This window comes from Adlercreutzia sp. ZJ176 (assembly GCF_011038975.1).
Lineage (GTDB): Bacteria > Actinomycetota > Coriobacteriia > Coriobacteriales > Eggerthellaceae > CAAEEV01.
The window spans coordinates 38,725-51,532 of sequence record NZ_JAAKEC010000005.1 but is presented as its reverse complement, the minus strand read 5'-3'; the positions used below and the strand labels follow the sequence as shown (position 1 = coordinate 51,532).

At 67.6% G+C, this 12,808-nt stretch carries 10 protein-coding genes; 6 read left to right on the top strand and 4 right to left on the bottom strand.

Annotated elements, in window-relative coordinates; translation table 11 throughout:
• Positions 1 to 167: 167 nt before the first annotated feature.
• On the top strand, positions 168 to 1,829 hold the full coding sequence (gene pckA / locus G7Y50_RS03630) for a phosphoenolpyruvate carboxykinase (ATP) (RefSeq protein WP_165052017.1): 1,662 nt from the start codon (positions 168 to 170) through the stop codon (positions 1,827 to 1,829).
• A 156-nt stretch (positions 1,830 to 1,985) separates the two neighbouring features.
• Here pckA and G7Y50_RS03625 read toward each other — a convergent pair whose 3' ends face one another.
• Positions 1,986 to 3,320, bottom strand: coding sequence for a molybdopterin-binding protein (locus G7Y50_RS03625; RefSeq protein WP_165052009.1), 1,335 nt, complete (start codon positions 3,318 to 3,320; stop codon positions 1,986 to 1,988).
• Between the two features lie 1,025 nt (positions 3,321 to 4,345).
• Here G7Y50_RS03625 and ahpC point away from each other — a divergent pair.
• Positions 4,346 to 4,909, top strand: coding sequence for an alkyl hydroperoxide reductase subunit C (ahpC, locus tag G7Y50_RS03620; RefSeq protein ID WP_165052000.1), 564 nt, complete (start codon positions 4,346 to 4,348; stop codon positions 4,907 to 4,909).
• A gap of 90 nt (positions 4,910 to 4,999) precedes the next feature.
• Positions 5,000 to 6,787, top strand: a complete 1,788-nt coding sequence (locus tag G7Y50_RS03615) for an FAD-dependent oxidoreductase (protein ID WP_165051986.1) — start codon at positions 5,000 to 5,002, stop codon at positions 6,785 to 6,787.
• A 249-nt stretch (positions 6,788 to 7,036) separates the two neighbouring features.
• On the opposite strand, the gene G7Y50_RS03610 is transcribed toward G7Y50_RS03615, so the two are convergent.
• Positions 7,037 to 8,356: an O-acetylhomoserine aminocarboxypropyltransferase/cysteine synthase family protein gene (locus tag G7Y50_RS03610; RefSeq protein WP_165051977.1), complete on the bottom strand. Its 1,320-nt coding sequence runs from the start codon at positions 8,354 to 8,356 to the stop codon at positions 7,037 to 7,039.
• A 380-nt stretch (positions 8,357 to 8,736) separates the two neighbouring features.
• Between G7Y50_RS03610 and G7Y50_RS03605 the strand changes: the two genes are divergently transcribed.
• The 3 genes from G7Y50_RS03605 to G7Y50_RS03595 all read left to right on the top strand — a co-directional run bounded on the left by G7Y50_RS03605 (position 8,737) and on the right by G7Y50_RS03595 (position 10,641).
• Positions 8,737 to 9,582 carry a deoxyribonuclease IV gene (locus G7Y50_RS03605; protein ID WP_255464112.1) on the top strand — a complete coding sequence of 282 codons (846 nt, stop codon included), beginning with the start codon at positions 8,737 to 8,739 and terminating at the stop codon, positions 9,580 to 9,582.
• 28 nt (positions 9,583 to 9,610) lie between these two features.
• Complete coding sequence (locus G7Y50_RS03600) at positions 9,611 to 9,973, top strand: nitrous oxide-stimulated promoter family protein (RefSeq protein WP_165051959.1); 363 nt, start codon at positions 9,611 to 9,613, stop codon at positions 9,971 to 9,973.
• A 203-nt stretch (positions 9,974 to 10,176) separates the two neighbouring features.
• Positions 10,177 to 10,641: a dCMP deaminase family protein gene (locus G7Y50_RS03595; RefSeq protein WP_241156432.1), complete on the top strand. Its 465-nt coding sequence runs from the start codon at positions 10,177 to 10,179 to the stop codon at positions 10,639 to 10,641.
• Positions 10,642 to 10,784: 143 nt separating this feature from the next.
• On the opposite strand, the gene G7Y50_RS03590 is transcribed toward G7Y50_RS03595, so the two are convergent.
• Together G7Y50_RS03590 and G7Y50_RS03585 are read right to left on the bottom strand one after the other, a co-directional pair.
• A complete protein-coding gene (locus tag G7Y50_RS03590) occupies positions 10,785 to 11,732 on the bottom strand; it encodes an SPFH domain-containing protein (protein WP_165051945.1) in 948 nt (315 codons plus the stop codon).
• 188 nt (positions 11,733 to 11,920) lie between these two features.
• Positions 11,921 to 12,805, bottom strand: coding sequence for a methionyl aminopeptidase (locus G7Y50_RS03585; RefSeq protein ID WP_165052569.1), 885 nt, complete (start codon positions 12,803 to 12,805; stop codon positions 11,921 to 11,923).
• Positions 12,806 to 12,808 lie beyond the last annotated feature (3 nt).

Below are 12,808 nucleotides of genomic sequence, written 5' to 3'. Positions count from 1 at the left end.
GTGCGGAAAAGACCGTATCATGGGGTATAGGTAAAACGCTTGCGCGCGCCTGCTCTTTGCGCGCGGGTTCTGGATGCCTTGCCGCAGCCGTCCCCGCGCGATTCTGCGCGCAACGCCACGCCGAGCTGACAGCCGGTGCCGGGAAGCAGACGACCGAGGTGGTTCTTGTGGAAGAGTGGGGATTCGAGCGCAGCCGGGGATTCGAGTGCAAGCAGGAGTCTGAGCGCAGCCGGGGACTCGAGCGCAAACAGGGGCTTGAGCAGGGGTTTGAGCGCGAGCTTGAAGGGCTGGGGATTGCGCCCGCGTGCGCGGTCTACCGCAACCTGTGCCCGTCAGCCCTGGTGGAGCACGCGCTGCGCAAGCGCGAGGGGCGCCTCAGCCGGACGGGCGCCTTCGTGGTCGAGACGGGCGCGCGCACGGGGCGTTCTGCGAAGGACAAGTTCATCGTCGACTCGCCCGAGGTGCACGACGAGATCGCCTGGGGCGCGGTGAACCGCCCCGTGTCGCCCGAGGTGTTCGACGCGCTGTACGCGCGCGTGGCGGCCTACCTCGCGCAGCGCGAGCTGTTCGTGTTCGACGGCTTCGCGGGCGCCGAGCGCGCCTTCGCCAAGCGCTTCCGCATCGTGAACGAGCTGGCCTCGCAGAACCTGTTCATCCGCCAGCTGCTCCTGCGCCCCTCTGACGAGGAGCTCGAGCAGTTCGCGCCCGACTACGTCATCTTGGCGGCGCCGGGCTTTATCTGCGTGCCCGAGCGCGACGGCACGCGCAGCGACGCGGCCGTCATGATCGACTACGCGCGCCGTCGCGTGCTCATCGCGGGCACGCGCTACGCAGGCGAGATCAAGAAGGCGGTGTTCTCCGTCATGAACTACGTCCTGCCGCGCGAGGGCGTGCTGCCCATGCACTGCTCGGCGAACGTGGGCGCCGACGGCACCTCGGCGGTGTTCTTCGGCCTGTCGGGGACGGGCAAGACCACGCTGTCGGCCGACCCGGCGCGTCGGCTCGTGGGCGACGACGAGCACGGCTGGTCCGATGACGCGGTGTTCAACTTCGAGGGCGGGTGCTACGCCAAGTGCATCAACCTGAGCGCCGAGCACGAGCCTGACATCTTCAACGCCATCCGCTTCGGCGCGCTGGCCGAGAACGTGGTGATGGACCCCGACACGCGCGAGCTCGACTTCGACGACGACGCGCTTGCGGTCAACACGCGCGCGGGCTACCCCGTGGGGCACATCGCGAACAGCGAGCCTCGGGGCATGGCGCCGGCGCCCCGCACGGTGATATTCTTGACGGCCGACGCCTTCGGCGTGCTGCCGCCCATCGCGAAGCTCACGCTTGACCAGGCCATGTACTACTTCCTGAGCGGGTTCACCTCGAAGCTCGCCGGAACCGAGGTGGGCGTGTCGGAACCGGTGCCCACGTTCTCCACCTGCTTCGGCGAGCCGTTTCTGCCGCTCGACCCCTTGCGCTACGCGCTCATGCTGAAGGAGCGGGTGCAGAAGGCGGGCGCCCGCGTGTACCTCATCAACACCGGGTGGAACGGCACGGGCGAGCGCATGCCGCTCAAGTACACGCGCGCCATGGTGTCGGCGGCGCTCGACGGCCTGCTCGAGGACGGCGCGTTCGCGCCCGACCCGCATTTCGGCGTGCTCGTGCCCACGGCGTGCCCGGGTGTGCCCGACGAGCTGCTCACGCCTGCGAACACGTGGGCTGACCAGGAGGCGTACGAGGCCTCTGCCGCAAAGCTCGCGCGCATGTTCGAGGAGAACTTCCGGCAGAAGTACGCCCACGCCCCCGAGGAGATCCGCGCCGCCGGCCCGCGCGGGTAGGGGGCGGCGCGGGTGCGGTGCGCGGCTGCGGTGCGCGGGCGGCATACGCCTGCGGGGTCGTGCGGCGCCGGGCGTCTGGGCGCCTGGGTTCGCGCTTAGGCGCGTGCGGGCACCCGCGGGGTTGCGTGCGGGTGCCCGCTTCGGGCCTTTCGGCAGCTATCTCAGCTCGCACCAGATGATGCTGCCGGGCTCGGGCGGAGCCTCGCCGGGGCCGGCGGGCAGCATGCAGTAGGCGTTGGCGTGCTGCGTCTCGGGGCTGCCGGGATGGCCGTGCACGGGCGTGGCGGCCAGCGTGCCGTCGGGCTGCGCCTCGAGCGCGAGGAAGCGGACGGAGAAGAACGAGCTGCCGGGCTCGGTGGCCTCGGGCGGCCGCGCTTCGCCGGGGAGCTGTCTCGGCTGCGGCTTGCCGAACTTGTTGGGGGCGAAGGGCGCGATCAGGCGCGCGGGGATGCGCTCGGGCGCGGGGTCGAGGTCCAGGAACGCGCGCATCACGGGGCGCAGGTAGAAGTTCAGCGTGAACGACGCGCCGCCCGAGGGGCCCGAGATGCCCACCACGGGCGTGCCGCCCACCAGGGCATACGAGCTGTGGTGGCCGGGGCCGTGGTTGGTCTGGTGGCAGACGACCTCGCCCATCTCCTCAAGCACCTCGACCGACCAGTCGTCGGAGCCCTTCGACGACCCGGCGTTCAGCACGATGATGTCGGCCACGCGGGCGGCCTGCGCGACGGCTTCCTTGATGGCGGCGTACTCGTCGGGCACGATATCGAAGGGGACCAGCTCGCCGCCCCACTGCTCCACCTTGCCGCGCACGACCAGGCTGTTCGACTCGAAGGTGTGGCCGTACCCCGCGTACTTGTCGGGCGCGGAGGGCGCGAAGGGGAGGTTCGCGGGCACGAGCTCGTTGCCAGTGGGGATGAACGCCACGCGCGGGCGCGCGAGGACGGCGACGGCGCTGTGGCCTGCGCCTGCGATGCGCGCTGCGACGTCGGGCGTGATGAGGGCGCCGGCGGGGACGACGGTCTGACCGCGCTTCATCTGGCTGCCCGCGGCGCGCGTGCCCGCGAACTGGCGCGAGGGCGCGGCGTCGATGGTCACGTGCTGCTCGTCAGCGGAGACGGTCACGTGCTCGACCACGATGGCGGTGTCGAACCCGGCGGGCATGGCGACGCCGGTGTTGGCGAACTCCCAGTCGACGCCGCGCACCCAGGCGGCGGTGTCGGGCAGGGCGCCTTCGGGCAGGTTCTCGAAGGCGGCCCAGCGCACGGCGATGGAGTCCATGCAGCAGGCCAGCGCGTTGGGGATGTCCGTGGCGGCGCGCACGTCCTGCGCGAGCACGCGGCCGAACGCCCGGTCAAGGGCGACTTGCTCGATGCGCGCCGCGCCGCCCTCCTGCGTGCCCGAGGCGCTGAAGCCGACGGCGCGGCAGCGCTCGAGCATCCGGGAAACCGCTTCCTCGCGGGAAAGCTCGATGTGATGGGAATGATCTCGCATGGGGACGTCACCCTTTCTCCTCGGGCGGCACGGCGCCCGGTCTCAGGAATCGACGATGTGCGTGCAGTCGGTCTTCGCCGATGATACCTTATTTAAGAATAATTTCAATTTATCCTTGATTGAGAATCATAAATGTCATAAGGTGTGTCCTGCTAGAGATAGACGTTCCCTTCATCTCTTTCCGCTGAAGCGGCCGCATTTCCCTGTTGGCGGCCGCTTTCCTTTTCGTGGTCGCGCTTCGTGTTGCGCCTCGTTGCCTTCCGGGGTGTCATTCGTAATTTTGAGGTTGTGTTTTGGGAAACACGCTCGCTCGGTTATTGAGGTGCGTTTTAGGGGTTGCGCCTTGCGCGTCCTATCCTTGTGCGTCCTGCGCTTTGCTGGCTCACGTTTTGCAAACAAATGTTTCACGTGAAACATTCCGTATTGTGCCAGGTAGTTACGGTAGCTGCCGTAGGGGGGCGCTCCCGTTCTCGGCCTCATCTCAACGGGGTGTGCGCTTGCGCAGTTGTGGGGAATCTGCGGAGCGCGTTTCGCAAAACGCAGTTCTCGGCGCGGATGGCCTTGGTTATATGTTATAAATTTAGTAGCAATTAAAAGGCAACCGAGAAGTATCAACCGAGAAGTAACTTTATCAACCAACGCTGTGAGCACTGGCGTGGGACGGCTAAGCCATCTCACTCGCACCAACCCGGGTCGGCCAAGCCGTCCCAAGCCAACCAAGAACGATCAGTACGACCCGCATGACTCGCAGCAACTTAGATTGCTCGCACCAGCTAAAACAATCCGAATATCATTTGCACTACCGGCACTACCCAGCACCAATCAGCATAACCGCACTGTCAGCGTTGCTGGCGCAAACCGGCGCAAACCGGCACCAACCAGCACCAACCAGCACCAACCCGTACGACCCGCACTACCGGCATCACCCGACGCCAACCCGCACAACCTGCACAACCAACAACCATTCACCTTACCGGAATCAACCAAGACCAACCAAGACCAACCAGAAGAGGAAAGGAACGCCCATGTCCCTCATCAACAAGGAGATCGCTGAGTTTTCCACCCAGGCCTACGTCGACGGCGACTTCAAGACTATCACCAAGGACACGCTGCTCGGAAAGTGGAACGTGCTGTTCTTCTATCCGGCCGACTTCACGTTCATCTGCCCCACTGAGCTCGAGGACCTGCAGAACAACTACGCGAAGTTCCAAGAGATCGGCTGCGAGATCTACTCGGTGTCCACCGACACGCATTTCACCCACAAGGCGTGGCATGACTCCTCCGAGCGCATCTCGAAGATCACCTACCCCATGCTCGCCGACCCCACGCACGCCATCTCGCGTGACCTCGAGGTGCTCATCGAGGCTGACGGCCTGGCTGAGCGCGGCACCTTCGTGCTGAACCCCGAGGGCAAGGTCGTGCTCTACGAGGTGAACGCCGGCAACATCGGCCGCAACGCCGACGAGCTGCTGCGCAAGGTGCAGGCGGCGCAGTTCGTGGCCGAGCACGGCGACGAGGTGTGCCCCGCGAAGTGGCAGCCCGGCGCCGAGACGCTGAAGCCGAGCCTCGACCTGGTGGGCGCGCTGTAAGCTGCGCGACCGGTTGAGCTGACGAATCAGAGGACTTGCGAGAAGCCGCTCCGCTTGCGTGGGCGGCTTCTTCTCGTGAAGGGGAGAGACATGGATGCGAAGAGCATGTACGACGTGGTGGTCATCGGCGGCGGGTCGGCGGGCCTGACGGCGGCGCTGTATCTGGCGCGCGCCCGCTACCGCGTGGTGGTCGTTGAGAAGGAGAAGTTCGGCGGGCAGATCACCATCACCGAGGAGGTGGTGAACTACCCCGGTGTGGCGAAGACGAGCGGCCGCGCGCTCGCTGAGACGATGCGCGTCCAGGCGGAGTCGTTCGGCGCGGAGTTTTTGCTGGCCGAGGTCACGAAACTCGACATGGCGGGCGACGTGAAGACAGTGCGCACGTCGCGCGGCGATCTGCGCGCGTTCGGCGTGCTTTTGGCCACCGGCGCCCATCCGCGTCGGGTGGGGTTCCCGGGCGAGGAGAAGTTCCAGGGGCGCGGTGTGGCGTACTGCGCCACGTGCGACGGCGAGTTCTTCACGGGCAAGGACGTGTTCGTGGTGGGCGGCGGCTTCGCGGCGGCCGAGGAGAGCGTGTTTCTGACGAAGTACGCGCGCCGCGTGACCATCCTCATGCGCGGTGATGACTTCACCTGCGCCTTCGCGGCGGCGGAGCCGGCACGCGCCCATCCGAAGATCACGATCCTGCGCAACACCGAGGTCGTGGAGGTGGGCGGCGAGTCGGCGCTTTCGTATCTGCGCTACCGCAACAACAAGACCGGCGAGGTGGGCGAGCACCGCGCGAGCGCGGGCGACACGTTCGGCGTGTTTGTGCTCGCGGGGTACGAGCCGGCGACTGCGCTGCTCGAGGGCGTGGCCGAGGTCGATCGCGCGGGCTACGCCGTGGTTGACGCACACCAGCAGACGACGGCCGCAGGGCTGTACGCGGCGGGCGACGTGTGCGCGAAGAGCCTGCGCCAGGTGGTGACGGCCACGGGCGAGGGCGCGCTCGCGGCGACCGAGCTCGAGCGCTACGTGGCGGCCCTGCAGGGGAAGACGGGCATCGTGCCCGAGCGCCCGGCGGGCGTCGTTGGCGCGGGTGCGGCGACGGGTGCGGTAGCGGCGAGTGCGGTAGCGGCCGGCGGGTCGAGCGCGAACGCAGGTGCGGGGACGGATGCGCCGGCTGGCGCGGGCCCGGAGGCTGGCGCTGGCGGGTCGGGCTCCGCAGGCGTGGCAGGCGCAAGCGGCCCTGCGGCGGCCGGTCCTGCGGCTTTCCGCTACCTCGACCCGGCCATGAGGCCCCAGCTTGACACCGTGTTCGGTCGCATGGCCTCCTCCCTCGCGTTGGAGCTTCACCTCGACGATCGGCCGATCTCGGCTGAGCTGCGCGGCTGGATGGAGGAGCTCGCGACCTGCACCGACAAGCTCTCCGTGACAGTGGCATCGCAGGAGGCGCCCTCCGGCGCGCCCGCGGCTGATCTCGCGGCGCCGTGCGTGCGCGTGCTGCGCGCCGACGGATCGGACACGGGCCTCGCCTTCCACGGCGTGCCGGGCGGCCACGAGTTCACGAGCTTCATCCTGGGGCTGTACAACGCGGCGGGCCCCGGCCAGCCTCTCGACGACGAGACGCGCGAGCGCATCGCGGCGGTTGCGCCGGCGCACCTGGACGTGCTGGTGTCGCTGTCGTGCACGAACTGCCCCGACGTGGTGGTGGCCGCGCAGCGCATCGCCGCCGACAACCCGGGCGTGTCAACGCACGTTTACGACATCGCGCACTTCCCGCAGTTCAAGGACCGCTACCAGGTGATGAGCGTCCCGTGCCTCGTGGTGAACGAAGGCGAGAAGATCGCTTTCGGCAAGAAGGGCCTGCCCCAGGTCCTCGATCTCCTTCTGGGGTAAAGAGAAGGGCGCCCGCCGCGCGCGAGCAAGCGGCGGGCGCCCCTTCGCAGGCGGAATGTTTCACGTGAAACATCTGTTTGCGGTGCGATGCGTTGGCAGCTTTTGCCGCAGCTTCCGGCCCCTATCGGAATCCAATGCGGCTTCTAGCCTCTATCGGATCTCAATGGGGCTTCTAGTGCGATCTCAGCAAGTTCCTACCGAATCCCTCCCGAGCCCCTACCGAGCCCCTACCGAGCCCCTATCGAACCCCTACCGTGCCCCTAGCGATCCCTGCCGCGCGGCCTCGAGCGCCTGATCGAGGTCGGCGATGAGGTCGTCGACGTGCTCGCAGCCGATGGACAGGCGGATGGTGTTCGGGCATATGCCCTGGTCGACAAGCTTTTCGGGCGTGAGCTGGGAGTGCGTGGTGGTCGCCGGGTGGATGACGAGGCTCTTCACGTCAGCCACGTTCGCCAGCAGCGAGAAGATCTCCAGCGCGTCGATGAACCGCCAGGCCTCGTCCTGGCCTCCCTTGATGTTGAACGTGAAGATGGATGCGCCGCCACGGGGGAAGTAGCGCCGGTAGAGCTCGTGCTCGGGGTGGTCGGGCAGGCTCGGGTGGTTCACGCGCTCCACCTGCGGGTGGCGCGCGAGGTGCTCGACGACGCGGCGGGCGTTCTCGGCGTGGCGCTCGAGGCGCAGCGAGAGCGTCTCGACGCCCTGGATCAGGAGAAACGCGTTGAACGGGGAGATGCAGGCGCCTTGGTCGCGCAGGAGGATCGCGCGGACGTAGGTGGCGAAGGGGGCGTTCGGCGCGGCTTCCGCGAACGCGATGCCGTGGTAGCTCGGGTTGGGCGCGGTGATGTTGGGGTAGGCGCCCGACGCGGCCCAGTCGAACGTTCCGCCGTCGACGATGAGGCCGCCGAGCGTGGTGCCGTGGCCGCCGATAAACTTGGTGGCCGAGTGCACCACGATGTCGGCGCCGTGCTCGATCGGGCGGATGAAGTACGGCGTGCCGAAGGTGTTGTCGACGGCGACGGGGATGCCGCGGACGTGCGCGAGGCGGGCGACGGCGTCGATGTCGGGGATGTCGGAGTTGGGGTTGCCGAGCGTCTCGAGCCAGATGACCTTGGTGTTCGGCCTGATAGCAGCCTCGATTTCGCCAAGGTCGTGGACGTTGACGAAGGTGGTCTCGACGCCGAAGGCGGCAAGCGTGTGCGCGAGCAGGTTGTAGGTTCCCCCGTAGATGGTCTTCTGCGCGACCACGTGGTCGCCGGCTTGCGCGAGCGCCTGGATGGCGTAGGTGATGGCCGCCGCGCCCGACGCGACGGCGAGCGCCGCCGTGCCGCCTTCCAGCGCCGCGATGCGCTTCTCGAGCACATCCTGCGTGGAGTTGGTCAGACGCCCGTAGATGTTGCCGGCATCGGCCAGCCCGAAGCGGGCGGCCGCATGCTCCGAGTTGTGGAACACGTACGAGGTGGTCTGGTAGATGGGCACGGCGCGCGCGTCGGTCGCGGGGTCGGCCTCCTCCTGGCCGACGTGGAGCTGGAGCGTCTCGAAGCGATAGCGCTGGTTCGTGTACGTTGCCATGGGGGAGGTCTCTTTCCTGTGGAGTGGTCTCGTCGTTTCGTAGTGGGTGTAAGATAGCGTGTGAAAACCGAGTAAGTCAATAGGATTACTAGGAAAAAGAGCGCACCAGGTCATACGAAATGACGATAACGGGTTCACGGCCCGGGGGCGGGCTTTTGCCTTGCGCGTTGCCTTGCACGTTGCCGTACGCGCCGCCGGGCATGTTGCCTGGCGCGTTACCTGGCGCGCCGTCAGGTACGTTACCTGGTACGTTACCTGGTGTGCTGTCTCGCACGTTGCCTTACGCGTTGCCTGGCGCGGCAGATTCGGTATCATGGGGGTGGCGCCGTGGGCGCCGAAGCGGATCACGAAAGCGGATCACGGAAGCGAAGGAGCTTGGCTTGACGAGCGAGTTTACCATCGGGTGTCACCTCTCGAGCGCCAAGGGGTATGCGCGCATGGCGCAGGACGCGGCCTCCATCGGGGCGAACACGTTCCAGTTCTTCACGCGCAACCCGCGCGGCGGGCGCGCGAAGGCCATCGACCCAGCTGACGTGGCGGCCTTCCACGCGTTTGCGGCCGAGCACGGCATCACGCGCTTCCTCGCGCACGCGCCCTACACCATGAACCCCGCGGCGGCCAAGCCCGAGACGCGCGCGTTCGCGCTCGAGACGCTCGCGGACGACCTGGCGCGCATGGAGCACACGCCGCACCAGATGTACAACATGCACCCCGGCTGCCACGTGGGCCAGGGCGCGCAGGCGGGCGTCGAGCTCATCGCCGACGCGCTGAACGCCGTGCTCGCCCCCGAGCAGACCACCACGCTGCTGCTCGAGACCATGGCGGGGAAGGGAACGGAAGTGGGGCGGACGTTCGAGGAGCTGGCGGCCATCATCGAGCGCGTCGAGCTGGCCGACCACGTGGGCGTGTGCCTGGACACGTGCCACGTGTGGGACGGCGGCTACGACGTGGCGGGCGACCTCGACGGCGTGCTCGAGGAGTTCGACCGCGTGGTGGGGCTCGGTCGCCTGCGGGCCATCCACCTGAACGACTCGAAGAATCCGCTCGGCGCGCACAAGGACCGCCACGCGGTGATCGGCGGCGGCTTCATCGGCGCGGAGGCGCTCGGGCGCATCGTCAACCATCCCGCACTGCGTGACCTGCCGTTCTTCTTGGAGACGCCGCATGATGCGCTGAGCGGGTGGGGCGAGGAGATCACCGCTTTGAAGGGGATGCGCCGCGTGTAGGGCGCGCGCTTCTGGTATAGTGCGCGCCATGGGCAACGTTTCCGACAACCACGACACGCCTGCGGTGGCAAGGCGGCGCGAGCGCGAGATGCGCACCATCTCGCAGATGATCGCGCTGTACTGCGCGAGCAACCACGCAGCTGCCGAGCGCACCGAGACGGCCCACTGCGGCGAGGCGGTGTGCCCCGCGTGCGCCGCGCTCGACGCGTACGCCGTGGCGCGCACGCGCGGCTGCCGGAAGATGGACGTGAAGACCTCCTGTGACGAGTGCGAGAACCGCTGCTACCGCGCGGCCGAGCGCGAGCAGATCTGCGCCGTGATGCGCTTCGCGGGCCCGCGCATGATCACCAAGCATCCCATCGCCGCCGTTCGCCACCTGCTGGGGAAGTAGCGCGCGGCGGGCGCCGGTCCGCGCTGCTCACGCGCGTCGCGCCGGACATGCCAGCCCGCGTCGTTCACGCGCGCTTGCGCATGCCGGCTTGCCCGCCACCTGCCCGCGCCGCTCCCGGGCTGTCCTCGCGCGTCAAAAGCGGTATCATAGGCGGGTCATCATCGCATAGGTCAACGGCTGTCTGCCGTAGGAGGAAGGTCACCGTGAACCCGCTGTCCTGGAACGAGTACTTCATGGGAATCGCCAAGCTGTCGTCCCTGCGCAGCAAGGACCCCCACACGCAGGTGGGCGCGTGTATCGTCAACGACAAGCGCATCATCCTGGGGATCGGCTACAACGGCATGCCTATCGGCTGCGACGACCGCGAGTTCCCCTGGACGTCGAAGGGCGAGTACTTCGACCAGAAGTACGCCTACGTGGTCCACGCCGAGCTGAACGCCATCCTGAACTCGTCGGCGCCGCTCGACGGCTGCACGGTGTACACCACGCTGTTCCCGTGCAACGAGTGCGCGAAGGCCATCATCCAGTCGCGCATCGCGCGCGTGGTGTACCTCGAGGACAAGTACGCCGACACCGACGGCACGCGCGCCTCGAAGCGCATGTTCGACGCCGCCGGCGTGGAGTACGTTCCCTACACCGAGCGCGCCATCGACATCAGCGCGCGCTAGCGGTTGCGGCCCGCGCGCCGGCTGCGCGCCGTCGGCCGCGCTGAGCCCCGGCGGCTCCAGCCAGCACTGGCAGCTGCGCCCTTGGCTGGCGCCTGCGCGCCGTCGACCGCGCTGCGGCCCTCGGCCAACGCGCGCTTCCCAAGCTAGATCGCGCCCTTCCCTTCCTCGTCCTCCTTGTTCGCCACGAGCATCTGCTCGAACATGGAGGCGGTCTGCGAGAAGTCGCTCGGCAGCACCACGGTGGACATCCGGCCGCTGCGCGCGAACTCGGTCATCATGTCGGTCCACTGTGTGAAGATGAACAGCTGGTTGGCCTCCGTGGCCGACACGCCGGAGTCGCGGATCACCGACAGCGACTCGGAGATGCCGTCGGCGATGGCCTTGCGCTGCGCGGCGATGCCGATGCCGGCCTGCTCCATGGCCTCGGCGCGGGCGCGCGCCTCGGTGACCACCTTGATGCGCTCGGCCTCGGCGAGCGACTGGGCGGCTTCCTTCTCGCGCTGCGCGGAGTTGATGCGGTTCATGGACTGCTCCACGTCAGGGGGCAGGTCGATGGACGTGATCAGCGTGGACACCACGTCGAAGCCGTACGCCACCATGAGGCCCGACACCGTGACGTTCACGTCGGAGGCGATGGCGTCCTTCTTGTCGAACACCTCGTCGAGGGTGTACTGCGGCACGCTCGAGCGCAGCGCGTCGATGAGGTAGGAGCGCATCTGCGCCACGGGGTTCGCCAGCATGTAGTAGCTGCGCCACACGCCCGACTGCTCGGGGCTCACCCCCGGCGTGACGGACACGCGGTACTGAGCGGCGATGGACATGGTGACGGTCACGTTGTCCTTGGTCTTCGCGTCGATGGCGAACTCCTCTTGGCGCGTGCGCAGGTCGACGCGCGCGGCGATGCGCTCGATGATGGGGATGCGGAAGTGCAGGCCCGCGGGCGCGGTGCGGTTGAACTTGCCGAGGCGCTCGATGATGGCGACTTTCTGCTGCGGCACGATGTAGATGGACTGCAGCGCCAGCACCACGAGGATGACCAGCAGGATCAAGGGCACGATCAACGCTGATAGGACGGCTGCGACGGTCGGCATGAGGACTCCTCTCCAGTGGGTGAAGCTTTTCCCCATGATACACGAAAGCGCAATTGCCCGCTGCAGGCGTTGCGGCGCGGTAATGCGGCGGCGTAGAACAGCGGAGAGGCCCCTGCTGCCAGGGGCCTCTCCGTCAAGGCTTCGCTATCGAGGCCCCTCCGCCTGCGGGCGTCCTGCCGGCTTGCATCCTACCAGCTCAGCAGCTCGTAGCCGTCCTCGGTGATGACGATCTGCACCTCCCACTGGGCGGTGGGCGCGCCGTCGGCGGTGCGCACGGTCCAGCCGTTGGGATCGTCCATGTCGATCTCCTGGGCGCCCATGTTGATCATGGGCTCGATGGTGAACATGAGGCCCGGTGCCAGGACGGGGCCGGTCCCCGGCTCGGTGACGAAGCTCACGAACGGGTCCTCGTGGAACTCCAGGCCGATGCCGTGGCCGCCGAACTCGCGTACCACCGTGTAGCCGTGCGCCTTCGCGTAGTCGTTCACCGCCGCGCCGATGTCGCCGAGGTGCCCCCACGGCTTCACGGCTTTGAGGCCCTCCTCGACGGCCTCCTTGCACACGCGCACGAGGTCGGCTTTCTCGGGCGTGGTCTCGCCGATGACGAACATGCGCGAGGAGTCCGAGAAGTAGCCGTCCTTGATGGTGGAGCAGTCAACGTTGATTATGTCGCCTTCCTTCAGCACCTCGTCGGGGGAGGGGATGCCGTGGCACACCACTTCGTTGGCGGAGGTGCACACGCTGTTGGGGAAGCCCTCGTAGTCGAGCGGCGCGGGGACGGCGCCGTGCTCGACGGTGTAGTCGTGCACCCACTGGTCGATGTCGGCGGTGGTCACGCCGGGGCCGATGCGCTCGGCCACGTAGTCGAGCGCCCCGACGTTCACCTCGGCGCTGCGCCTCACGCCCGCGATGTCCTCGGGCGTCTTCAGCAGGCTGCGGTAGGGCACCTCCTCGCCCGCGTCCCATAGCGCCTGCAGGCGCTCGTCGACGTCGAGGTGGCACTTCTTGTACTTCTTGCCGCTGCCGCACCAGCAGGCGTCGTTGCGTCCGAGCTGGGGCTGTCCGTCGTACATATT